Genomic DNA, 24,584 nt, shown 5'->3' on the forward strand with positions numbered 1-24,584 from the left:
ATCTCCCTTTTGCATTTTCGATTATTCCTGCAAATATTCGCTTCTTGACGATGTGATTTTTAATAGTAAAGAGAAAATCCCCAGTCAATCAAGACATTTATTGTAATTGAAAGCGGTTTAAAATTTTTTGAAGATGTATGACAGCATCGGAAAGAATAACTGATTCCTTTGCAAGCTCATGGATCCCTTCAATATGTTCCTCCAATGCTGCCGTTGTTTCGTTGACTGTGTTGGTGAAATCATGTGCGATTAAGTTTACATTTTCTATTAAACCTTTTAAATTGTTGCCGTTTTCACGAATGTTTATGACGTTTTCTCGATTATGCTTTAACAGAGAATGAATGTCTGAAAACATTCGCTTAAATGTCTGCATGCTTTCTTTTGTTCCAGATATAGACAAGGAAGCTTGATCAACACTTTCTTCATTTTTTTTGACGGCAGTAACGGCATGAGCTAAATCATTTCTCGTTTCTTCCAACGAAGATAAAATTTTAGCCGCAAAAGAATTTGTATCATCTGCCAGTTTGCTCACTTCTGCAGCTACAATCGCAAAGCCTTTTCCAGATTCACCTGCTCTCGCTGCTTCAATGGAAGCATTTAATGCTAAAAGGTTCGTTTGCTTGGCAATTGCTGTGATCGCAGAAGCCATTTCCATCGCTTGATCCGCTTTTTTGGATACCATTTGGATGAGAGAAGTTGCCTTTTTCGTGTCATTTTCAATATTTAGCATAAGCTGTTCCGTTTTTTCAATCATTTGTTGCCCTTCATCTGCTGAACGCATCGTTGATTGAGCGTATTCAACAACACGTTCAATTTCCGATCCCATATTTGATACACCTTCTATCATCGAATTTGCCAGTTCGCTAACTTTTTTAAACGAATCGGTCTGCTGTTTGGAGCCTTCGCGGAACACTTCCATTGTTGCAGCAACTTCATCAAAAATTTCCGATAAGCGATTCGCTTCTTTTTTTTGATCTTGACTGACCTTCTTGACAGTTTTGACGGCATTGGCAAACTCGCTTAAAATCGACCGGATTCCAAAAATAATTTTATTGATTTCATAACCTATTTGATGAAACTCATTGCGTTTGCCGACAATATCTACTTCGACATGAAGGTTGCCTGATGATACAGTACGAGTGACGTTATACCATTGTCTAAGATTAGAAGTGAACGAGCGGTAAACAAAGAAGCTGTTTACTGCACTGGCGCAAATAGTTACGAAAAATAAAATAATTGCTTGACGAAAAGATAATTGCATAAATAAAGCTGTCATGAGGCAAAGAAAGCTTGGCAAAAACGATAGCATGGCAAAATTCATTTGCAAATACGGGCGATGAATGAGTCTTCCTAACCGGATATTATAACGTTTTCCAGTACTGTCTGTAACGAGCGGACAGCTCGCATCAACAAGAATTTCTCCTGTATCACGGATATACAGCTGCAAAAGCGGTTCTTTTGTTGTAGCGGCTTTTTTGCCGACCTCATCCGAAAATACTCTTCCTTCACGAAGGCGATTGGTATGTAGCGGAGAATATCCTGTTTCATCTACGACCAAAAAATATTCGTCTTGGTCCAGCCTTTCATCGAACGTTTTTCGAATTTTGTCGAGCTGTTCGGTTAGCGGAAGCTGAGGATCTAGCTGTTTCTTAATGATATCGCTTACATGCACGACTTTTTTGAGTGCTTGTTGAGCAGCTTTTTTCTTTATTAAACGGCTCATACTTCTCCCTCCCCTTACTACAAATGTATACCCCATTTACAGAATTTTCAATAATTAATTGCTAAAAATTTAATTTCTAGTAAAAAAGGAACAAATGTTCTGTTTTTTATAGATTCAAAATTTAGTATTTGATATAATGAAAATGCAATAGAACGGTAGACTCAAGGGTGGTTGGCATTTACCCCGTACAGAAAGGGGGTGTGCCGATGACAGTATTCGAAGCGTTAATGTTTGCGATCAGTTTTTCAAGCCTTATAATTACAATGCTGTCAAATCCGCAAAAAAAATAATCCACCCTTGAGTTGATAGCAGTGGTGGATTATTTTTTACCTGCTGCCTGATCCCCTTGAAGGGAACCGTCTGTTGCAGGGCCAAAGGTGTCGCAGCACCTTTGGTCGTCTGGTTGTTGATGCAATTTTTCAACTTCATTATACATTATTCCCCTCGTCTTGTAAAAGAGAGCAACTATATGATCCTGCCTGATTATATTCCCTTCATATTTTGATCCCTTTTTTTTATGTTGATTTACCTTTTATTTTTCCCTTGATTGAAAAATCCCAAAATAATAGACGTGAAATCAACAAGTAAACAATATACATTTCAAACCTTAGCTATAAATAAAATATTCAAAACAAAAAAACAAAAATAAAAAAATATATTCAATAATAAACAATCATATGTTATATTTAAAATAAATAAAAACAAAAATGGAGGTCAACAGATGGTCAAAAGTTTGTGGGATTCAGAAAAAGCTAAAAAATTGTCGGAAGGTTTAGAACAGTTAGTCTACCGTTCCAATTTAATCGGAGCTGATCGCGCTGTATGCAACTGGGGCGGAGGCAACACTTCAATGAAAACAATTGAAAGCGATTTCCGCGGCCGTGAAATTGAAGTCATGTGGGTAAAAGGAAGCGGTTCAGATTTAGCGACAATGAAAGCGCACAATTTTACAGGACTTAAATTGGACGATATCCGCCCGCTTATAGAACGAGATGAAATGTCCGACGAAGAAATGGTAGCTTATTTATCTCATTGCATGATTGATCACAAGCATCCACGCCCTTCGATTGAAACTTTGCTGCACGCATTTCTTCCGTTCAAGCATGTTGATCACACGCATCCTGATGCGATTATCAGCATTTGCTGTGCGGACAACGGAAAGCAAATTGCTGAGGAGATTTACGGCAACCGATTTGTTTGGGTGCCTTACGTGCGTCCTGGATTTACGCTTTCCAAAATGATTGCTGAAGGCGTGAAAAACAACCCGAATGCAGAGTTAGTGTTGATGGAAAAACACGGCTTAGTCACATGGGGCGATACTTCAGAGGAATGCTATGCAAAAACGATTTCTATTATTAATGAAGCAGAAAACTATATAAAAGAGCGAATCGATGAAGAAAAAGCATTTGGCGGATTAAAATATAAAGCCCTTTCCAAAGATGAAAGAAAAGAAATCCTAGCGGAAATACTGCCAGTTATTCGTGGTGCTGTAAGCGATGAAAGAAAAATGATTTTAACTTGGGATGACGGAGAGGATGTTCTTCAGTTTGTTAACAGTCGAAACGCAAAAGAACTTTCTCAAATAGGCGCAGCATGCCCTGATCATTTAGTTCACACGAAGCGGGTTCCTTTATACATCGAATGGGATCCGCAAACAGAAAATAAAGAGCAATTAAAGGAAAAAATAAAAGAAGGAGTTTCCAATTATAAAAAAGACTACAAAGCTTATTTTGAGCGGAACAAAAACGAAGGGGACAAAATGTTTGAAGCTGCCCCTAGAGTAATCTTAATTCCTGGTATTGGAATGGTGAATACAGGGAAAAACGAAAAAATGTCAAGGATCAGCGGAGCTCTTTATCATCGCGCCATCGCTGTCATGAAAGGGACAGATGCGATCGGGAAGTTCGTCTCATTAAACGAAAATGAGTCTTATAATGTAGAATATTGGCCGCTTGAGCTCTACAAATTAACGCTTGCTCCGCCAGAAGCAGAATTTTCGCGCAAAGTGGCTTTTGTCACAGGCGGTGCAGGAGGAATTGGCAGTGCGACGTGCCGACGTCTAGCCAGCGAAGGCGCACATGTTGTTATCGCTGATTTAAACATCGAAGGAGCAGAGGAAAAAGCTAAAGAAATTAACGAAAAATATGGCGAAAATCGTGCAATTGCCGTCAAAATGGACGTAACAAAAGAGGAAGAAGTGCAAGCTGCCTTTAAAGAAGCTGCCCTTGCCTTCGGCGGAGTCGATATTATTGTCAACAACGCTGGACTTGCTACATCCAGTCCGTTCGATGAAACAACTTTGCAAGAATGGAATTTAAATATGAACGTTCTTGGTACAGGATACTTTTTAGTAGCTCGCGAAGCGTTTAAACAAATGAAGACGCAAGGTATTGGCGGGAATATGGTATTTGTTGGCTCGAAAAATTCAATTTATGCTGGAAAGAATGCGGCTGCTTACAGTGCTGCAAAGGCGCTTGAAACTCATTTGGCAAGATGTATTGCTGCTGAAGGCGGCCAATACGGAATACGTGTAAACTCCGTTCTTCCGGATGCCGTTCTTCAAGGCTCTGCAATATGGGATTCCAAGTGGCGTGAAGAGCGTGCAAGAGCTTATGGAATTTCACCGGATGAATTAGAAGATTATTATAAAAAACGAACAACATTATTAGTAAATGTGTATCCTGAAGACATTGCAGAGGCGATTGCATTTTTTGCATCTTCTAAAGCTGAAAAAACAACAGGATGCATGATCACAGTTGACGGAGGTGTTCCAGCGGCATTTACTAGATAATCTTTCGACAATACAAAAGAGCAATAGCCTATTGGCCATTGCTCTTCATGAAAATTCTCCACATAACAGTTATCGGTTATTATAACGAATTCGTGAATAAGAAAGATTTAATCATTGCAGCAGGTCATCCCCCTTCAACAACGTACGGAGACTTAACCATCAGGAGGCTTCCGGAAAGCGGAAAAGGGCATAAAAACCTTTTCCGCTTTAAAAGATAGTAGATGCGCTGTGAGAAAACTGCTTTGAGCCTGATGCGCTAAAAATATTGGTGACAATGATTTAATGATTCATTTTATAATGTGGTATATTATTTTCTGGCAGCGCTTGAAATCTTTAGGACATATTGGGGTAATGTGGTATATTATTTTCTGATAACTATTGAAAAACTTTTGAACATATTGGGGGGACGTGCAAGGTGCTTGTAGCCGAAAGACATAGGAAAATAGTTGAAATCGTTAACAAAAAATTAAGTGTACGAGTATCGGAGCTTAGCAAAATGTTTTCAGTCACGGAGGAGACGATACGAAGAGATTTAGAAAAGCTGGAAAAGGAAGGGAGGCTTCTGCGCAGCCACGGGGGAGCGGTCAGCATTGAAAGAGACCAGCAGCTCGAATTGTCCTATTTAGAACGTGAAGTCACAAATGCCAAAGAAAAAAAAGCAATCGCTGCAGAAGCAGTTAAGCTCATACAACCAGGAGACCAGATTGTTTTAGATGCAAGTTCGACGGCATGGTATATGGCAAAGGAACTGCCGAATGTACCACTAACAGTTATAACAAATTCCATTAGAGTAGCAATTGAATTAAGTGTCAAAGATCAAATAAAGGTAATGTCAACCGGCGGAATGCTCTCTTCAAAATCATTATCGTATATTGGTCCTCTCGCAGAACGATCTTTGGAAACATACCATGTCAATAAAGCTTTCCTATCCTGCAAAGGTGTGCATCTTGAAGGCGGTCTCAGCGATTCGAATGAATGGCAAGCATTAATAAAAAAGCAAATGATGGAGATAGCAGATAAAACCATTTTACTAGTTGACTCCAGCAAGTTTGGCGTTCGGACGTTCGCTTTAATCAATCATATTGAGAAAGTGGACGAAATTATTACAGATTCCAATATCCATCCAGCATATAAAAAAGAGTTTGAAGGAAAAAACACAAAAATCACAATCGTTCCTTTATCGTAAAAGGAGTCAAATTGTTTCAAAATAAAACAAAAAAAACAAAAAATTTTTTATAATAACACTCTTTATTTTTTTTGGTATATTTGATAATATAAAAACAAACAAAAATAAACAAAGGTTGTGTAAGCGTTGTTAAAAGGTATTCCAAAGAATCTTTCTCCTGAGCTGTTAAAAATTTTGATGGAAATGGGCCATGGTGACGAAATTGTCATTGCAGACGGGAATTTTCCGGCAGCAAATTTTGCTCAAAGATTGGTTCGAGCTGACGGACATGGTGTTCCTGAGCTGTTGGATTCTATCTTAGATTTGTTTCCGTTGGATACTTTTGTGGATAAACCGGTGGCTCTCATGCAAGTAGTAAACCAAAATGAAAGCAAACCGGCCATTTGGGACGAATATAAAAAACTTCTGGAGAAAAAATGTTCCGAACCATGGGATATAGAATTTATGGAGAGATTCAGCTTTTATGAAAGAGCCAAAAATGCTTATGCAATTATCGCAACGAGCGAGAGTGCGCTTTATGCCAATATCATTTTAAAAAAAGGTGTCATTTCATAATAGATTTCATTGGGAAACTAGTACATTTTCCGTTCAAGATGGAAGCGATAGGATGGTGGAGACAATATGGTGCAAAAATTTATTCTTGCTCATGATCTTGGGACAAGCGGAAATAAATCCACATTAATATCGCCGGACGGTGAAATCATAGCTCATACTACCTATCAATATTCCACCATTTTTTTGAAGCAGCATTGGGTTGAACAAAATCCGAATGATTGGTGGGATGCCGTGGCAAATGCATCAAAACAACTTATTTCAGAAGCAAAAATTGATCCGAAACAAATTGCATGCATTACGTTCAGCGGCCAGATGATGGGGGCTGTCCCAGTCAATCATAAAGGAGAAGCTGTAAGAAATGCAATTATTTGGGCTGATATGCGTTCGGCGCAAAAAACAGAAGCAATTGCAGAAAAGATAGGAATGAAAGAACACTATGAAATTACTGGAAACAGATTATCCCCATCCTATTCTGCAGCAAAAATTAATTGGATTCAAGAAAATGAACCAGCTGTTCATAAAGAAACATTTAAATATTTACAAGCAAAAGATTATATAATTGCTAAACTAACGGGTAAATTTGCCACCGACTATTCTGATGCAAGCGGCACGAATCTATTAAATATTAAAAAGAAAGAGTGGTCGGAAGAATTAATAAAATTATGGCAAATTGATGATGAAAAATTGCCTGAGATTTTGCCTTCAACAGCGGTTGTTGGTGAAGTTCATTCAAAGGCGGCGGAAGAAACAGGTCTGATGCCTGGTACACCTGTTGTAATGGGCGGTGCAGATGGGTGCTGTGCTGCATTAGGTGCAGGTGCGATTGATGAGGGAGATATTTTTAATTACATTGGCTCTTCTTCCTGGATCTCATTTTCGTCATCTCGTCCAGTTTTTGATCAAGAAATGCGGACATTCAATTTTATCCATTTGGATGAAAATAAATATATTCCCATCGGAACGATGCAAGCAGCAGGGACTTCCTTTCAATGGTTAAGAGACATACTGTTTCAAGACGTTTTGAAAACGGATGCAGCGAAGAATATTTATGAAATGATGAATGAAGAAGCTGAAAGCTCACCAATCGGCTCCAATCAATTGATTTTTCTTCCGTATTTAATGGGGGAGCGGTCTCCTTGGTGGAATCCAAACGCAAAAGGCAGTTTCATAGGATTGACGATCAATCATAAACGATCTGATTTGATTCGTGCTGTTTTGGAAGGGATTTCAATGAATTTAAAACTTATTTTCGATGCTCTGCAAGAAAATTATGATCGGCCATTTCAAGACATATGGCTGTTTGGAGGCGGAGCGAAAAGCAGAATATGGCGGCAAATGCTGGCTGATCTTTTCGGTGTTACCATCCGTATACCGAAAATTTTGGATGAAACGACCTCAATGGGCGCTGCGGTTGCAGGCGGTGTAGGAGTAGGCCTTCTGAAAGATTTGACAGCAGCGAAAGCTTGGTGTGTTGAAGCTGAATCATTTGAACCAGATCAACGCAACCATCAATCTTATCAAACAGCTTTGAAAGCGTTTGAACAAGTTTATAAACAAGTGGAGCCGATTTTTAATCAATGGAACGGGATTGAATAAATGTACAAACAATTGTGCGAGAAAGGGGGAAAATCATGGACATTTATTTAGACACCGCAAATGAACAAGAAATAGAATTTGCTTCAAAATATGGCTTTTTAGCAGGGATTACAACAAATCCAAGCATTATTTCAAGAGAAAATAGAGAGTTTCGGCAAATTATTGTGGATATTTCCTCCAAAATTAATGGAGAAGTCTGGTGCCAGGTAACAGGAGAAACAGCTGAAGAAATGATCCTTGAAGGGAGAGAAATGTCCACATGGGGAAAAGATATTGTCATTAAACTCCCGATGACTGAAGAAGGATTATCCGCAGCTTATCAATTGAAACAGGAAGGCATAAAGGTGAATATGACTCTTATTTATACACTGCCTCAAGTTGTATTAGCTGCCAAAGCAGGGGTGGATTTTATAAGCCCTTACATCGGAAGAATGGATGATCATGCGATTGACGGGCTGCAATTTATTAAAGAGGCAAAAGAAATTATTCATCAAATGCATGCGGAAACGAAAGTTATTGGAGCAAGCATCCGAAATCCGCAGGTTGTCGTTGATCTTGCAAAATCAGGCGCAGATGCTGTAACGATGCCATTTTATATTTTTAAGAAAATGTTTGCGTCAGATCTTACAAATATCGGGTTAAAAGGGTTTTTAAATGATTGGAAGCAGTACCAATCCGCGAAAAAATCTGAAAAATCTTATTAATGTAAAAGTGGAACAAAAATTCAGGACGGATAATGACAGTTACGTAAAGTAGGTGATAGGATGTCAGCTCAATTATTAAGAATGGAAGGGATAAGCAAAAGTTTTCCTGGAGTAAAGGCATTATCAAAAGTTCGACTGGATTTAAATTATGGGGAAGTTCTAGCATTAGTTGGCGAAAATGGTGCTGGGAAATCGACTTTAATGAAAATTTTGTCTGGAGTCTATCAAAAAGATGAAGGTGAAATCTACTTAGAAGGCAACAAAGTTGAAATTCCTAATGCGAAAGCAGCACAGGAAATGGGCATTAGCATTATACACCAAGAACTAAATTTAATGCCTGATTTAACGGTTGCCCAAAACATTTTTATTGGCAGGGAGCCTCGCACCGGATTTAATTTCTTTTTGAAGGAAAAGGAATTGAATGAAAAAACAGCAGAGTTGCTTGAGAAACTCAATATTAATTTAAATCCTAAAGAAACAGTATCAGATTTAACAGTGGCAAAGCAGCAGATGGTGGAGATTGTGAAAGCGTTATCTTACAATACGAAAATTATCGTGATGGACGAACCAACTGCCGCTTTGACGGAATCTGAAATTAAAACATTATTTGATTTAATTGAAAATTTGAAAAACAAAGGTGTTGGCATCATTTATATTTCACACAGAATGGAAGAATTGAAAGTCATTTCTGACCGAATAACAGTCATGCGCGACGGTCAATACATCGACACGTTATATACGAAAGATACAGATATGAAAAAGGTTATTTCGTTAATGGTAGGCCGTCACATCCAGGATGAATCTCGCCCTACAACGACGGTTTCAAAAGAGGCTGAAACAGTCCTGGAAGTGAAAAACTTATCGACCAAAAACTTTTTAGAAAATATCAGCTTTACTTTGAAAAAAGGAGAAATTTTGGGCTTTGCCGGTTTAATGGGAGCTGGACGCACAGAAGTAGCAAGAGCCATTTTCGGTGCTGACAAAATCGATGAAGGGCAAATTTTTATCAATGGAAAAGAAGTGAAAATCAATAAGCCTGAAGATGCAGTAAAACACGGAATTGCCTATTTGTCTGAGGACAGAAAGCGATATGGCTTAATGCTTGAAATGGACGTGAATTCGAATATTTTAATTTCTTCACTGAGCAATTATGTGAATTGGCTGACCTTTGTCAATGACTCAAAAGGATATGTAACATCAGAAGAGTATGTAAAGTCGCTGAAAATTAAAACGCCAAGCATCAAACAGCTAGCGAAGAATTTATCGGGAGGAAACCAGCAAAAAATTGTCATTGCCAAATGGCTTGCTAAAAACTGCGACATTTTAATCTTTGATGAACCTACACGCGGAATTGATGTTGGGGCGAAAACTGAAATATATCAGCTGCTAAATGAACTGGCTCAGCAAGGAAAATCCATTATTATGATTTCTTCCGAATTACCGGAAATATTAAGAATGAGCCATCGAATCATCGTCATGTGTGAAGGAAGAATCACCGGAGAGTTGACGAACGAGGAAGCATCTCAAGAAAAGATTATGGATTATGCAACACGAACTAGATCATAAATTGGAGTCCGATTTAAGTATCATTTATGTCAAAAGGATTTGGAATACAAAACGAGGAGGATCAATATGAGTACAGGAACTGCACCTAACACAGAAACAAAAAAGAGTGGAAATCTATTAAAATCCAATGCACTGCAACAAATATTGGCATTTGCTAGTTTAATTGTACTTATTCTGTTTTTTACCATTTCCTCCGATAACTTTTTAAATTGGACTAATATTACCGGGATATTATTATCAACGACAGTTATCGGAATCATGGCGTTAGGAACTACATTTGTTATTATGACTGGAGGAATTGACCTTTCCATTGGTACAGGAATGACGCTATGTGCTGTTATGACAGGGGTATTTATCGTCTTTTGGGATTTGCCAATTATAGTCGGCATTTTAGGCGGAATTTTGACTGGTGCTTTAATGGGATTTATAAGCGGATTCAGTGTTTCAAAATTAAAAATTCCTCCATTTATTGCAACATTGGCGATGATGATGATCGCGAAAGGATTAGCACTTGTTATTTCAGATGCAACTCCAATTTATTTTAGTGATAAACCTAGCTTCAGTGAAATTGCATTAGGTTCAATTATACCAGGATTTAATTTGCCTAACGGTGTCCTAATTTTCATTATTATGGCAATTATTGCAGGAATTTTATTAACGAAATCTATTTTTGGCCGCTTTACAACTTCTATTGGAAGCAATGAAGAAGCGACAAGATTATCCGGTATCAATACGGATAAATGGAAAATCATCATTTACACGGTTGCAGGTGTGTTTACAGGAATAGCAGGAGTTTTAATGGCTTCAAGGCTTAATTCAGCACAGCCTGCTTTGGGAGCCGGGTATGAGTTGGAAGCAATTGCAGCTGTCGTTATCGGAGGGACTTCGTTAAGTGGTGGTAAAGGAACTATTTTAGGAACAGTTATTGGGGCTCTTATTATGAGCGTATTAACAAACGGTTTGAGAATTATGTCAATCCCTCAAGAATGGCAGACAGTTGTTGTTGGATTTGTCATTTTGGTTGCAGTTTATATCGATATTATCCGTCGAGGCAAAAGCAGTTAAATTCCGTTTTTTATCTCTAGTTACAAACTAGAGTTAAAAAATAAAAAAATTATAAGGGGGAAAATTCAGTGAAGAAATGGTTGTTAACTCTATGCGGTATTTTAATGTTGTCGCTCGTTTTGTCAGCATGCGGAAGCTCCTCGAAAAACGAGAGCGAAGGAAGCTCTGAATCCGCAGGAGGCGACAGTGGAAAACCCTATATCGCTATTGTTTCTAAAGGATTCCAGCATCAATTCTGGCAAGCTGTTAAAAAAGGTGCTGAACAAGCAGCAAAAGAGTTTGACGTAGAAATTACGTTTGAAGGTCCAGAAAGTGAATCTCAAGTCGACAAACAAATTGAAATGTTAAGAACAGCTATTGATAAAAAGCCGGATGCAATTGGTTTTGCTGCTCTAGACAGCCAAGCATCAATTCCTTTATTAAAAGAAGCTGATGAAAAAGGTATTCCGATTATTGCATTTGACTCAGGGGTTGACAGCGATATTCCTTTGGCAACTGCATCTACAGATAACAAAGCTGCTGCAGCGTTAGCGGCAGACAAAATGGCTGAAAAAATTGGAGGCAAAGGAAAAGTTGCGCTAATTGTTCATGACCAAACAAGTATAACTGGTGTTAACCGCCGAGATGGATTTGTTGAGAGAATAAAAGAAAAATATCCAGATATTGAAATTGTCGACATTCAATATGGCGGCGGTGACCAATTAAAATCTACAGACTTAGCGAAAGCAATCATCCAAGCGCATCCTGACTTAAAAGGGATCTATGGTGCCAACGAAGGTTCAGCGATCGGTGTAATTAATGCAGTAAAAGAAATGAATAAACAAGGCAAAATTGTTGTCATCGGCTTTGACTCTGGTAAACAGCAAATTGAAGCGATTAAAGACGGTACAATGGCAGGAGCCATTACACAAAATCCGGTCGGTATCGGCTATGAAACAGTAAAAGCTGCTGTTCAAGCAATCAATGGCGAGAAAGTAGAAAAGGTTATTGACACAGGATTCTATTGGTATGACAAAACCAATCTTGATAATGAAGAAATTAAATCTGCCATTTACGAATAATAACCTGAAAGCTGGGGATGCATTTTGCAGCCCCAGTTATACAAATACTTGAAGGGGAAAAAGATTAACCAGCTCATAAAAACAGGGTGAAACGAAACTTAAAAATTGTTTTCAAGATGATAAACATATACTAGAGGTGGAATTTAATGTCAGCAGTAATCGGAGAACTAAAAAAATATGCACATAAAATTGTAGATGCTGGTTTAGTTGTTGGAGCCGGTGGAAATCTTAGCATGCGTGATGGTGAATATATGTACATTTCACCAAGCGGCTTTGATTTAAAGGAGATTGAAGATGATCAATGGGTTAAAGTAAAAATTGACACTGGAGAAGTTTTTGGAGATTTAAAACCTTCCTCCGAATTGCTCATGCATTTAGAATGCTTTCGGCGAAATCCAGAAATCAATGCAGTGTTGCATGCGCATCCTAGCTACTCTGTTGGAGTCTCTAGTGCAGGGAAAGATATCCCAATGCTTTTCCCCGATTTTCCTGCAATGGTAAAGAAAGTTTCCTACTTAGATTATATTATTCCTACAACCAATCTTTTAGCAGATGCTGTTGGAGAAGTCATCCATGACAGCGATGTCATTGTGATGAGGAACCATGGAGTGCTCACAGTCGGCAAAACGATGAAAGAAGCATTTTTTTATATGCAATTAACCGAAGAATCAGCAAAAGTATTTACCATCGCTTCAACTGTTGGTACTCCGAGAATTTTAACGGAACAAGAGTGCGAAGATTTACGAAATTTGTCATCCGAAAAGTATCGGGCCAGTCTGTTAAAGAAGAAGTCATAAACAGGCTTTTTTACGGGAGTGCGAATGACATGAAAAGAGTACTAGCTTTTGATTTGGGTGCTTCGAATGGTCGATTAATACTCGGAGAATATGAAAATAGAAAATTAAACATAACAGAAATTCACCGTTTTCAAAATAACCCCATCACGATCGGAGATCATTTGCATTGGGATTTAAACTACTTATTTGCTGAAATGAAAAAAGGAATAAAAAAATTTGTCGAGGTTTATGGAAAAAGGATCGATGGAATTGGTTTTGATACGTGGGGAGTAGATTTCGGTCTCATTTCTGAGGAAGGAGATCTATTAGAAAACCCGTATTCTTATCGGGATACACATACCGTTCTCTTTATGGATGAAGTCCATGAGAAGATAGATAAGAAAAAACTTTTTCAAATGACTGGCGTAGAGCCAGCTGCCATCAATACGCTTTATCAGCTGTATGCGATTTTGAAAACAAGGCCTGAGCTAATAGAAAAGGCAAAATATATATTAATGACACCGAGTCTGTTCGCCTATTTGTTTACAGGGGAAATCAAAAATGAATTTACAATCTCGTCGACTTCTCAACTATTAAATTGGGAAAAAAAAGATTGGGATGAGACGATTTTAAATAAGCTGTTTGCAGATAAGGTGAATTTTGCACCTCTGGTAGAAACGAATCGCATTTTGGCCAAAACGAAAGCATCTATTAATAAGGAATTAGGGATCGATCCGGCCAATGTCATCGCGGTTCCAGGACACGATACAGCTTGTGCTTTAGGTGCCATGCCGATCCAAAATGATCAAACAAGCTGTTTTATGAGCTGCGGAACATGGGTGCTGATCGGTGTGACGGTTGAAAAGCCGGTTGTTTCAGATGAAGCTTATGAATGGGGCTTCACAAATGAAGGGACATTTGACGGGAAGTTCCGTTTGCAAAAAAACAATACCGGCTTATGGTTTATTCAACAGTGTAAAAAAGAATGGAACGATAATGGCGAAGGCATCTCCTATGAAGAAGAAAGCCGGCTGATAGAAGAAGCAGAACCGTTCCGTTCTTTTATAAATCCAAATGATCCATCGTTTTTTAACCCGCCAAGCATGCTGAAAGCTATTCAAGATTATTGTCAAAAAACTTTACAGCCTATTCCGGAAACGAAAGGGCAATTTTTGAGATGTATATTGGAAAGCTTAGCTTTTCAATACCGTTTCGTGATCGAACGGCTGGAAAATTTAATCCACCATAACATCCGGTCGATTCATATGGGAGGCGGGGGAATACAAAACAAATGGTTTTGTCGATTTATTGCTGGCGCCGCAAAGCGTACCGTTTATGCAGGGCCGGTGGAAGCCAGCGCAATCGGCAATATGCTTTCTCAATTAATTGCCCTTGGAGAAATTGCAGACTTAGAAGAAGCAAGAAAAATTGTTACCAACTCCTTTAGCTTTAAAACATATGAACCCGAAAACTGTGATCATTGGGAAAAACATTATAAATCATTTCTAGCAATCATTAAATAAATAACATACAGGAGGAATGAAAGATGGCAAAAGATCCACGATATGTAGGAAATCTACCAAAGATAGGAATACGCCCGACGATCGACGGCAGAAGAAAAGGAGTTCGTGAATCATTAGAAGAAACAACAATGAACATGGCAAAAGCTGTAGCTAAATTACTGGAGGAAAATGTTTTTTATTATAATGGACAGCCAGTGGAATGTGTGATTGCAGATACATGTATTGGAGGAGTAAAAGAAGCGGCAGAAGCAGCTGAAAAGTTTGCAAGAGAAGGCGTTGGCGTTTCGATTACTGTTACTCCATGCTGGTGCTATGGAACTGAAACAATGGATATGGATCCTCACATTCCGAAAGCAGTTTGGGGATTCAATGGAACAGAAAGACCTGGCGCTGTCTATTTAGCTGCTGTTCTAGCAGGTTATAACCAAAAAGGACTTCCTGCCTTTGGAATTTACGGTAAGGATGTTCAAGATGCAGGAGATACGAATATACCTGAAGATGTAAAAGAGAAGCTCATTCGTTTTGCAAAAGCAGGACTGGCTGTTGCTATGATGAAGGGTAAATCTTATCTCTCCATTGGATCTGTATCAATGGGAATTGCAGGAAGTGTTGTGCAAGAAGACTTTTTCCAAAACTATCTTGGAATGAGAAATGAATATGTTGATATGAGCGAATTCGTGCGCAGAATTGAACTGGAAATTTACGATAAAGAGGAATATGAAAGAGCCTTAAAATGGGTGAAGGAAAACTGTAAAGTTGGTCCGGACAACAATCGCGACGGCTTTAAAAGAACAGAAGAGCAGAAGGAAAAAGATTGGGAAATCAGCGTAAAAATGGCTCTTATCGCACGCGACTTAATGGTTGGCAATAAAAAATTAGAAGAAATGGGATATGGAGAAGAAGCTCTAGGAAGAAACGCCATTGTTGCTGGTTTCCAAGGACAGCGTCAATGGACCGACTATTTCCCAAATGGAGATTTTATGGAAACGATTTTAAATTCATCTTTTGACTGGAACGGAAAAAGAGCGCCATATATTTTTGCAACGGAAAATGATAACTTGAACGGCATTTCCATGTTGTTCGGCTACCTTTTAACTAATACGGCGCAAATTTTTGCCGACGTGAGAACTTATTGGAGTCCGGAGGCTGTCAAGCGGGTAACTGGCTATACTCTTGAAGGGAGAGCGGCAAACGGAATCATCCATTTAATTAATTCTGGAGCGGCTGCATTGGATGGAACAGGAGAACAAACAAAAGACGGCAAACCAGTTATTAAACCATACTACGAATTGACAGATGAAGATATTAAAAAATGCTTGGAAGCAACACAATTTAGACCTGCTTCAACTGAATACTTCAGAGGCGGCGGATATTCAACTGACTTTTTAACAAAAGGCGGCATGCCTGTAACGATTTCGCGCTTAAATATTGTTAAAGGGCTGGGTCCTGTTCTGCAAATTGCAGAAGGATATACGGTTGATTTGCCGGAAGAAGTTCATGACGTGCTTGACAAACGGACCGATCCAACTTGGCCTACCACTTGGTTTGTTCCGAATCTAACCGGAGAAGGTGCATTTAAAGATGTTTACTCGGTTATGAATAACTGGGGAGCCAACCATTGTTCCATCAGCTATGGTCATATTGGAGCCGATTTAATCACGCTGGCATCCATTCTTCGCATTCCGGTAAATATGCACAATGTACCTGAGGAAAAAATATTCAGACCAGATGCTTGGAGCATGTTTGGAACAAAAGATCTTGAAGGCGCTGATTACAGAGCATGTAAAAACTTTGGGCCGATCTATAAATAACAAGTAACAAAGGAACGGGATGCTTATGAAAAAATACGCAATCGGAGTAGATTTTGGGACTGAATCTGGAAGAGTTGTCTTAGTAGATGTTGCAACTGGTGAGGTTGCTGGTACTCATTCCACACAATATAAACATGGAGTCATAACGGAAACTCTTCCTCATAAGCAGAAGAAGCTGAAAAACAGTACAGCTCTTCAGCACCCGCAAGATTATTTAGATGTGCTGGAAACGTCCATCCCGAGAGTGCTAAAGGATTCTGGGATAAGCAAAGATGATATCGTCGGCATAGGAATTGATTTTACATCCTGTACAATTCTGCCTGTCGATGAACAATTAACACCATTATGTTTTCAGGAAAAATGGAAAGATGAGCCGCATGCATGGGTAAAATTATGGAAACATCATGCAGCGCAGCCAGAAGCAGATACAATTAATCAATTAGCAAGCGAGTCGAATGAAGAATGGTTAAAGCGTTATGGTGGAAAAATTTCGTCAGAATGGATGCTGCCGAAAATATTAGAAATTATACATGATCGTGAGGAGCTCTATCATGAAGCGGCATTGTTCCTTGAAGCAGCTGATTGGCTGACGTCGCTGATGGTCGGTGAAGTGAAACGAAATAGCTGTTCTGCCGGCTATAAAGGAATGTGGCATAAACAGGAAGGCTATGTAAGAAAAGAATTTTTAAAAAGACTTCATCCATTGATGGAAAATATTTATGAAACAAAACTGTCGGGTGAAGTGGTTCCGATCGGCAGCAAGGCTGGCGAGCTGACGGAAGAGTTTGCAGCAAAAATTGGACTAAAACCAAAAACACCGGTTGCCATTGGAATTATAGATGCTCATGCTGCTGTTCCAGGTGCAGGAGTTACCGCACCTGGAAGCATGGTTATGGTTATGGGAACCTCCACCTGTCATATGCTGTTAAGCACAAAAGAAGAGTTTGTCGAAGGAATCAGCGGAGTCGTCGAAGATGGAATAATCCCTGGCTACTACGGATATGAGGCAGGCCAGGCTGCTGTTGGCGACATTTTTGCATGGTTTGTCAAAGAGCTTGTGCCGGGTTATGTCGAAAGAGAAGCGGAGGCCAAAAATCTATCCATTCATCAATATTTGGAACAAAAAGCCAGCACATTGCCTCCAGGATCAAAAGGATTGCTGGCATTGGATTGGCATAATGGAAATAGAACTCCGTTAGTTGATGCCAATTTGTCAGGTTTATTAGTCGGTCTTACGCTGAATACAAAACCTGAAGAAATTTACCGTGCATTAATTGAATCAACAGCATTCGGGACACGCTTGATCATTGAAAGCTTTGAGAATGCAGGAATCGAAATTAATGAATTGGTTGCATGCGGCGGACTGCCTCATCAAAATGAAATGCTCATGCAAATATATGCAGATGTAACGGCAAGACCAATCAAGATCGCATCTAACAAAATCACATCAGCCATCGGAGCTGCAATGTTCGGAGCTGTTGCTGCAGGATCAAAACTAGGTGGATACGATACGATCGAAGAAGCAGCAGCAAATATGGCCAAATTAAAAGACAAAGTTTTTTATCCGAAACAGGATCACGTAGAAAAATATAATTTGTATTATGAAGAGTATAAAAAATTGGTAAACTATTTCGGCCGCGGAACGAACAATGTGATGAAAAAAATAAAAAATTAATACAAAAAAAATACGGGGGTTTCTAATAAGTCGCTTTTACGGCTTATTGATGCCCCCTTTAATGTTTTGAAACGTTGATATATCGATGTTTATGATTTTTTGCTTTCAATGGGGCCTGGTTTTATGGAGGCTTCTTTTTTTATTTTGCACTGGCGCACAAAACTACTGATGCTAAATGTTTTAATAGAATCAAAGCTTGATGCAAAATGGCGATTATGTTTCTATTAAATCAATATAATAATTAGTTTGGTCAAATTCACTCTTTTTGTTTATAGGTTTCAAATTATATCCATTTTATTTTACTTCAATCATCACGGCATCTCCCTGACCGCTTCCAGAACAGATCGCTGCGATTCCAATCCCTCCTCCGCGACGGCGTAATTCGTACGCTAGTGTCAAAAGAATACGCGCGCCGCTTGCGCCGATTGGGTGACCAAGGGCAACAGCACCGCCATTTACATTCACTTTTTCCGGATCGATTCCCGCAATTTTTATACTAGCGAGTGCAACGACTGCGAATGCTTCATTAATTTCGAACAAGTCGATATCATCGACAGATTTCCCCGTCTTTTTCAATAGCTCAAGAATGACAAGGCCCGGTGTTATTGGAAAATTTTCTGCTTCAACCGCAACTTCTGCATGGCCAATGATGGTTGCAAGAACGTTTTTACCTTCTCTTTTTGCCCGTTCATCGCTCATCAGTACAAGCGCTGCAGCTCCATCATTAATTCCAGGTGCGTTGCCGGCTGTAATCGTTCCATCTTTGTCAAATACAGGAGGTAATGTTGCCAGAATCTCTTTCGTTGTGTCTTTTCGCGGTGATTCATCTTTATAAATGACAAGCGGGCTGCCTTTACGCTGTGGAATTTCAACCGCTGCAATCTCTTCTGCCATCTTGCCTTCTTCGATTGCTGCAATTGCTCTTTTATGGCTTCTCACAGCCCAATTGTCCTGTTCTTCACGCGATATTTCATACTCTTTCGCAATTTTGTTTCCGTACGTCCCCATATGAACACCAGTAAAACTGCATGACAGGCCATCATGAATCATTAAATCAACCATCTGTGCATTACCCATTCTTAACCCCCATCTTGCGTTCTTCAATGCATATGGAGCGTTTGACATTGACTCCATGCCGCCTGCCAAAATGATTTCTTCGTCGCCTGCCCGAATGATTTGATCAGCCATTGTTACACTGCGAAGACCGGATGCACAAACTTTATTCACTGTTTCTGTTTTAATGCTCCAAGGAATACCTGCTTCACGTGCTGCCTGGCGCGACGGGATCTGTCCCTGTCCAGCCTGAAGAACATTTCCGAAAATGACTTCATTCACATCTTCAGGCTTTACTTCTGCTCGCATTAAAGCCTCTTTCATCGAAATACCGCCAAGCTGTGATGCTGTTAATTGAGCAAGCGATCCGTTAAATTTTCCAATCGGGGTACGCGCTCCTTCTAAAATAACTGTCTTTACCATTTAATTCACCTCCGAAAGTTCAGGAGAAACTGTGAATTTTGCCTCTGTTTTTGCTATCACTTCATCAACTGAAACACCATCCATTGTTTCAATCAGCACCATCCCTTGATCTGTAAAGTCAAACACGGCTAAATCGGTAATCAATCGATGGACGACACCTTTTCCAGTAAGTGGAAGTGTACATTCTTTCTTCACTTTCGATTCCCCGCTCTTGTTCAAATGTTCCATAATGACGATGACACGTTTCGCACCGTTTACAAGATCCATTGCTCCGCCCATACCTTTGACCATTTTTCCTGGAATCATCCAATTGGCTAAATCGCCGTTCTCTGAAACTTCCATACCTCCTAAAATAGCAAGATCAATATGTCCTCCACGAACCATTGCAAATGATTCGGCACTGTCAAAAAATGAAGCGCCAAGCACTGTAGTAATCGTTTCTTTACCAGCGTTAATCAAATCGGGATCTTCCTCCCCTTCAACCGGATAAGGTCCAATGCCAAGCAGCCCATTTTCTGAATGTAATAAGATGTTGAAATTGGACGGAATCTCATTGGCAATAAGTGTTGGCATTCCGATACCAAGATTGACAATCATTCCGTTTTCAATTTCCTTTACCGCACGCTTAACAATCTTTAATCGATTGTTAGACATCCTGATCACTCCTTCTCTTATTTAGTAACCACTGTTCTCCGCTCAATGCGTTTTTCATAATTCGTTCCTACCAGTAAGCGTTGAACATAAATACATGGTGTGTGAATTTCGTCCGGATCAAGTTCACCAGGTTCAACAATTTGTTCCACTTCCGCTATGGTGATTTTACCTGCCATTGCGGCAAGCGGATTAAAATTTCGCGCTGTTTTCCGATACACAAGATTCCCATAAGTATCAGCCTTCCACGCTTTTACAAAAGCAAAATCTGCAACGATGGCTTCCTCTAGCAAATATGTTTTTCCGTTGAACTCTCTTTCTTCTTTTCCTTTTGCGATCGGCGTTCCGACACCTGTTGCGGTATAAAAAGCCGGAATTCCTGCTCCGCCTGCTCTCATTCGTTCTGCAAGAGTACCTTGTGGTATAAGTTCTACTTCTAAATCGCCGCTTAAAAATTGCTGTTCAAAAATTTTATTTTCCCCGACGTAGGAAGCGACCATTTTTTTTATTTGTTTATTTTTGAGTAGAAGACCAAGTCCCCAATCATCGACACCACAATTGTTGCTGTAAATAGTCAAATTCTTTGTCCCCTTGTCACGTAAAGCTTGAATAGTCTTTTCTGGAATTCCGCACAACCCAAATCCGCCTACAACAATGGATGCACCGTCTTGAATGTCTGAAACCGCTTCCGAAAATGAATTCATGATTTTGTTCATGAACATCTCCTCCTTTCTTTGTCTTATGTAAGAGTTTACATTCCCATTATCTATAAGTAAAATAGATAAAAAGAATACAATTTATTCCAATAGTGAATAAATAAGGGGGGAGTATGGTGGAATTTCGTGATATTCAATCTTTCATTGATGTTGCCAATCATAACAGCTTTACAAAGGCTGCTGAATATTCCTACTTATCACAGCCTTCATTGAGCAAAGCCGTTAAAAAGCTTGAAGCTGAGCTGCATGTTGAACTGATCGAAAGGTCAACTCGTCATCTCCGTTTGACAGATGCAGGTCAAATTGTATATCAGCAAGGAAAAAAATTGATTGAAACGTTGGAAGAAATGAAAATGTTATTAGATGAACTTTCTAATCTTGCGACTGGAGAGATTAAGATGGGGGTTCCGCCGCTCATTGGAACTTTGTTTTTTCCTTCTATTGCTAGAATGTTTCATCAAAACTATCCGAATGTGAAACTTGAACTTATAGAGCTTGGGGCAAAGGTCATCGAACAATTAGTGGAAGAAGGAGAGATTGACATTGGCATAGTTGTACTGCCTGTAGACGAATCCGTTTTTCATATTCATCCGTTTATTACAGAAGAATTTGTCTTGTTTATTCATCGCGACCACCCAATTGCACAAAAACAAACAGTTTCAATACATGAATTAAAAGATGAACCGTTTATATTGTTTTCAAAAAATTTCAAACTCCACGATTACATCATCAACACATGTAAAAATGCAGGCTTTACTCCAATTGTTTCATATGAAAGCTCGCAATGGGATTTAATTCTTGAGCTTGTTTCATCAAAACTAGGTATTACTTTAATGCCGAAAATGATTTTTCATAAACAGAACAGCCCCAACATCACGATTGTTCCACTTAAAGATCCGCCTCTTCTTTGGAGACTCGGCATCATTACGAGAAAAGGTAGATATCACTCATTTGCTTTAAAAAAATTGCTGGAAATGCTTAAAGAAAATCCATTATGATTTTTCAAACGTATTTATCGTTTCGATAATGGGGACTTTCATCAAAGTATCAACTGTTTCCAACTAAAATTTCAGAACATTCAAACTTGTTTTTTACTTAGAAACAAAATGAAACTGCAGTTATTGTTCATCAAATTTTCCATCATAAAATTAGGACGGTACAATAGTGGCTTTGTCATTCAAGTCGTCTTTGTTGTCCCTTGGAAAATTCCTTGTCGTTATTTTTATGTTTACTAGACTAAAAGATGGTCTATTTTTTTACAAAAAATCTCTTGATCGAGCTTAAGCTGTCTGTCGAATAGTATGGAGCAAGCAACAAAATTCTATGGGCAAATTGCAACAAATTCTTTTTTAGCTGTATTGTTGTACGAAAAAATTGTAGCGAAACAGTGTAGCGATTCACTACAATTCATCATTCTCTTTCACCATTCTCTAATTTACGAAAGCCTTTTCTCTCCTTAATTTTTTGATAATTTTTAATATTGGCACGAATGTTGCAAAGTAAAAAGCGAAAACAAAATCAATTTTTGAAAAAAGAAAGGAGAGAAATGGATGGAAGCAGTAACAACTCGGAATGCACAAATACTTGCTATCGATGCAGGGGGAACGATGACAGATACCTTCATTATTGACGACAATGGTGAATTTGTCGTCGGAAAAGCACAATCCACACCTGAAGATGAATCAATTGGTCTTCTCAACTCTGCAAGGGATGCACTAACTTACTGGAACACAACAGTAGAAGAAGAATTTCCTAAATTGCTTGCGGGTGTCTACTCCGGAACAGCGATGCTGAATCGTCTCGTGTCAAGGAAAGGACGCCGCGTCGGTCTGATCGTTAATAAAGGGATGGAGGATTTCCATCGAATGGGCCGGGCGATCCAGGCTTACCTAGGATATTCTTATTCAGACCGTTTACACTTGAATACTCATCGTTACGATCCTCCACTTGTACCGAGAGAATTGACAAGAGGCGTAACAGAAAGAGTCGATTTATTTGGAAACGTTGTCATTCCGCTTTATGAACATGAAGTGGAACCAGCAGTATTGGACCTTCTGGAACAGGATGTCGAAGCAATTGTGATCAGTTTGCTTCATTCTTACAAATATCCGCAGCATGAACGAAAAATTAGGGATATTGCAAAGGAAGTCATGAAGAAAGTCGGAAAAGAAGTGCCTGTGTTTGCATCGGTTGATTATTACCCTGTTAGAAAAGAGTCTCACCGCACAAATACAACCATTATTGAAGCATATGCAGCAGACCCGTCTCGGGAGACATTGTCGAAAATTGATAACATGTTAAGAAATCACGGGGCAAAATTTGATCTTCGGGTCATGGCCAGCCACGGTGGAACGATAAGTACGCGTGCAAATGAACTGGCAAGAACGCTCGTTTCAGGTCCGATTGGGGGAGTAGTTGGCGCGAAATATCTTGGTGAACAACTCGGTATTCGCAATATTGCATGCTCGGATATCGGCGGAACAAGTTTTGATATGGCTCTTATTACTCAAGGGGATTTGAGTATTAATACAAGCCCAGATATGGCAAGGCTTGTACTATCATTACCGCTTGTTTCCATGGATACTGTTGGAGCTGGGGCCGGCAGCTTTGTGCGAGTGGATCCGAACTTCAAATCATTAACACTTGGACCGGACAGCGCAGGTTCGAGAGTCGGCGTTTGTTATCCGGAGGGCGGCATAGAAACGGTAACAGTAACCGACTGCCACGTTGTTCTTGGACTAATCAACCCGGATAATTTCCTTGGCGGCGAGGTTAAGCTATATCCGGAAAGAGCCTATGAAGCATTGAAGAAGCAGGTCGCCGATCCGCTCGGATTATCTGTTGAAGACGCAGCATACGGTGTTATCGATCTGCTTGAGTCGCAACTGCGCAATTACCTTGAATCTATGATCCTTGGAAAAGGGTATTCGCCATCTCAATATGTATGCTTCTCTTATGGAGGCGGTGGTCCGCTTCATACTGCCGGCTACACAAAAGGTCTTGGCTTTGAAGATGTTCTAGTACCGGCGTGGGCAGCTGGATTTTCTGCTTTTGGCTGCGGTGCGGCAGACTTTGAATACCGCTATGATAAAACACTTGATATCAATGTAAACAACGGAGATGAAGACAGCAGTAAGCTGAAGGCAGGTAAAGAATTGCAGGATGCTTGGGATGAACTAATCGAAAAAGTGGCAGCTGAATTTGAGAAAAATAACTTTAAACGACAAGATGTGAGTTTCCGTCTTTATTTCCGCATGCAGTACCAAGGTCAGTTAAACGACCTTGAAATTGAATCGCCGATTCAAAAGTTTAAGGATATTAACGACTGGGAAGAGCTTGTCAAAGCATTCGAAGAAACGTATGCGAGAATTTACGCAAAAGCGGCCAAATCGCCTGAACTCGGTTACAGCATCACAGGAGCAATCGTACGCGGTATTGTTGAAGTGGCAAAGCCGAAAATTCCTGAGGAGCCTTTATCTGGAGAAACTCCGCCGTCAGAAGCGTTTCTTGGCCAGCGTGATGTGTATTGGAAGGGCGAGTGGATCAAAGCAAACATTTGGGAAATGGAAAAATTGAAGCCAGGGAACAAAATCGGTGCATTTTCAATTTTAGAATCACCAGCCACAACGTTTGTGATTCCACCTGGTTTTGAAACATATCTTGATGAGCATCGCATTTTCCACTTAAAAGAACTTTAAGGAAAAAGGAG

General features: G+C 39.5%; 20 protein-coding genes. 15 read left to right on the forward strand and 5 right to left on the reverse strand.

What is annotated here, in order from left to right:
- Positions 1 to 97 precede the first annotated feature (97 nt).
- Positions 98 to 1,723, reverse strand: a complete 1,626-nt coding sequence (locus NSR00_RS15245; protein ID WP_094245152.1) for a methyl-accepting chemotaxis protein — start codon at positions 1,721 to 1,723, stop codon at positions 98 to 100.
- A 206-nt stretch (positions 1,724 to 1,929) separates the two neighbouring features.
- Between NSR00_RS15245 and NSR00_RS18185 the strand changes: the two genes are divergently transcribed.
- A complete protein-coding gene (locus tag NSR00_RS18185; RefSeq protein WP_375338799.1) occupies positions 1,930 to 2,013 on the forward strand; it encodes a putative holin-like toxin in 84 nt (27 codons plus the stop codon).
- Here the strand turns inward: NSR00_RS18185 and NSR00_RS15250 are convergent.
- Positions 1,982 to 2,152: a hypothetical protein gene (locus NSR00_RS15250; protein ID WP_158640191.1), complete on the reverse strand. Its 171-nt coding sequence runs from the start codon at positions 2,150 to 2,152 to the stop codon at positions 1,982 to 1,984. The genes NSR00_RS18185 and NSR00_RS15250 overlap by 32 nt on opposite strands.
- A 292-nt stretch (positions 2,153 to 2,444) precedes the next feature.
- On the opposite strand from NSR00_RS15250, the gene NSR00_RS15255 reads away from it, so the two are divergent.
- The 12 genes from NSR00_RS15255 (at position 2,445) to NSR00_RS15310 (ending at position 18,032) form a co-directional block, all read left to right on the forward strand.
- Entirely contained in the window at positions 2,445 to 4,514 is a 2,070-nt protein-coding gene (locus NSR00_RS15255; RefSeq protein ID WP_144598060.1) for a bifunctional aldolase/short-chain dehydrogenase, read from the forward strand.
- Between the two features lie 415 nt (positions 4,515 to 4,929).
- Entirely contained in the window at positions 4,930 to 5,700 is a 771-nt protein-coding gene (locus tag NSR00_RS15260; RefSeq protein WP_066246791.1) for a DeoR/GlpR family DNA-binding transcription regulator, read from the forward strand.
- 126 nt (positions 5,701 to 5,826) lie between these two features.
- Complete coding sequence (locus NSR00_RS15265; protein ID WP_063389250.1) at positions 5,827 to 6,255, forward strand: RbsD/FucU family protein; 429 nt, start codon at positions 5,827 to 5,829, stop codon at positions 6,253 to 6,255.
- A 66-nt stretch (positions 6,256 to 6,321) separates the two neighbouring features.
- Complete coding sequence (xylB, locus tag NSR00_RS15270; RefSeq protein ID WP_340789670.1) at positions 6,322 to 7,851, forward strand: xylulokinase; 1,530 nt, start codon at positions 6,322 to 6,324, stop codon at positions 7,849 to 7,851.
- A 35-nt stretch (positions 7,852 to 7,886) separates the two neighbouring features.
- Positions 7,887 to 8,555: a transaldolase family protein gene (locus NSR00_RS15275; RefSeq protein WP_066246789.1), complete on the forward strand. Its 669-nt coding sequence runs from the start codon at positions 7,887 to 7,889 to the stop codon at positions 8,553 to 8,555.
- 60 nt (positions 8,556 to 8,615) lie between these two features.
- A complete protein-coding gene (locus NSR00_RS15280; protein ID WP_340789671.1) occupies positions 8,616 to 10,121 on the forward strand; it encodes a sugar ABC transporter ATP-binding protein in 1,506 nt (501 codons plus the stop codon).
- A gap of 66 nt (positions 10,122 to 10,187) precedes the next feature.
- The gene (locus NSR00_RS15285) at positions 10,188 to 11,186 is read left to right on the forward strand and encodes an ABC transporter permease (protein ID WP_063389247.1); all 999 of its coding nucleotides are present in this window, start codon (positions 10,188 to 10,190) and stop codon (positions 11,184 to 11,186) included.
- Between the two features lie 104 nt (positions 11,187 to 11,290).
- The gene (locus tag NSR00_RS15290; protein ID WP_063389293.1) at positions 11,291 to 12,247 is read left to right on the forward strand and encodes an ABC transporter substrate-binding protein; all 957 of its coding nucleotides are present in this window, start codon (positions 11,291 to 11,293) and stop codon (positions 12,245 to 12,247) included.
- 146 nt (positions 12,248 to 12,393) lie between these two features.
- A complete protein-coding gene (locus tag NSR00_RS15295) occupies positions 12,394 to 13,044 on the forward strand; it encodes a class II aldolase/adducin family protein (RefSeq protein WP_066246786.1) in 651 nt (216 codons plus the stop codon).
- 29 nt (positions 13,045 to 13,073) lie between these two features.
- Entirely contained in the window at positions 13,074 to 14,546 is a 1,473-nt protein-coding gene (locus NSR00_RS15300) for a rhamnulokinase (RefSeq protein WP_066246784.1), read from the forward strand.
- 23 nt (positions 14,547 to 14,569) lie between these two features.
- Positions 14,570 to 16,357: an L-fucose isomerase gene (locus tag NSR00_RS15305; protein ID WP_063389244.1), complete on the forward strand. Its 1,788-nt coding sequence runs from the start codon at positions 14,570 to 14,572 to the stop codon at positions 16,355 to 16,357.
- A gap of 25 nt (positions 16,358 to 16,382) precedes the next feature.
- Positions 16,383 to 18,032: a ribulokinase gene (locus tag NSR00_RS15310; RefSeq protein ID WP_340789672.1), complete on the forward strand. Its 1,650-nt coding sequence runs from the start codon at positions 16,383 to 16,385 to the stop codon at positions 18,030 to 18,032.
- A 294-nt stretch (positions 18,033 to 18,326) separates the two neighbouring features.
- On the opposite strand, the gene NSR00_RS15315 is transcribed toward NSR00_RS15310, so the two are convergent.
- Genes NSR00_RS15315 through NSR00_RS15325 form a run of 3 tightly spaced genes read right to left on the reverse strand, consistent with a single transcriptional unit; the run spans position 18,327 to position 20,875 of the window.
- Positions 18,327 to 19,508 (reverse strand): acetyl-CoA C-acetyltransferase, encoded by a 1,182-nt coding sequence (locus NSR00_RS15315; RefSeq protein ID WP_063389242.1) that lies wholly within the window; start codon positions 19,506 to 19,508, stop codon positions 18,327 to 18,329.
- Positions 19,509 to 20,162 (reverse strand): CoA transferase subunit B, encoded by a 654-nt coding sequence (locus NSR00_RS15320; RefSeq protein WP_063389241.1) that lies wholly within the window; start codon positions 20,160 to 20,162, stop codon positions 19,509 to 19,511.
- 17 nt (positions 20,163 to 20,179) lie between these two features.
- A complete protein-coding gene (locus NSR00_RS15325) occupies positions 20,180 to 20,875 on the reverse strand; it encodes a CoA transferase subunit A (RefSeq protein ID WP_094245162.1) in 696 nt (231 codons plus the stop codon).
- Positions 20,876 to 20,991: 116 nt separating this feature from the next.
- On the opposite strand from NSR00_RS15325, the gene NSR00_RS15330 reads away from it, so the two are divergent.
- Positions 20,992 to 21,873 (forward strand): LysR family transcriptional regulator, encoded by an 882-nt coding sequence (locus NSR00_RS15330; RefSeq protein WP_340789674.1) that lies wholly within the window; start codon positions 20,992 to 20,994, stop codon positions 21,871 to 21,873.
- 552 nt (positions 21,874 to 22,425) lie between these two features.
- Positions 22,426 to 24,573, forward strand: a complete 2,148-nt coding sequence (locus tag NSR00_RS15335) for a hydantoinase/oxoprolinase family protein (protein WP_063389238.1) — start codon at positions 22,426 to 22,428, stop codon at positions 24,571 to 24,573.
- Positions 24,574 to 24,584 lie beyond the last annotated feature (11 nt).

Source organism: Aeribacillus sp. FSL K6-8394 (assembly GCF_038008865.1).
Lineage (GTDB): Bacteria > Bacillota > Bacilli > Bacillales > Aeribacillaceae > Aeribacillus > Aeribacillus composti.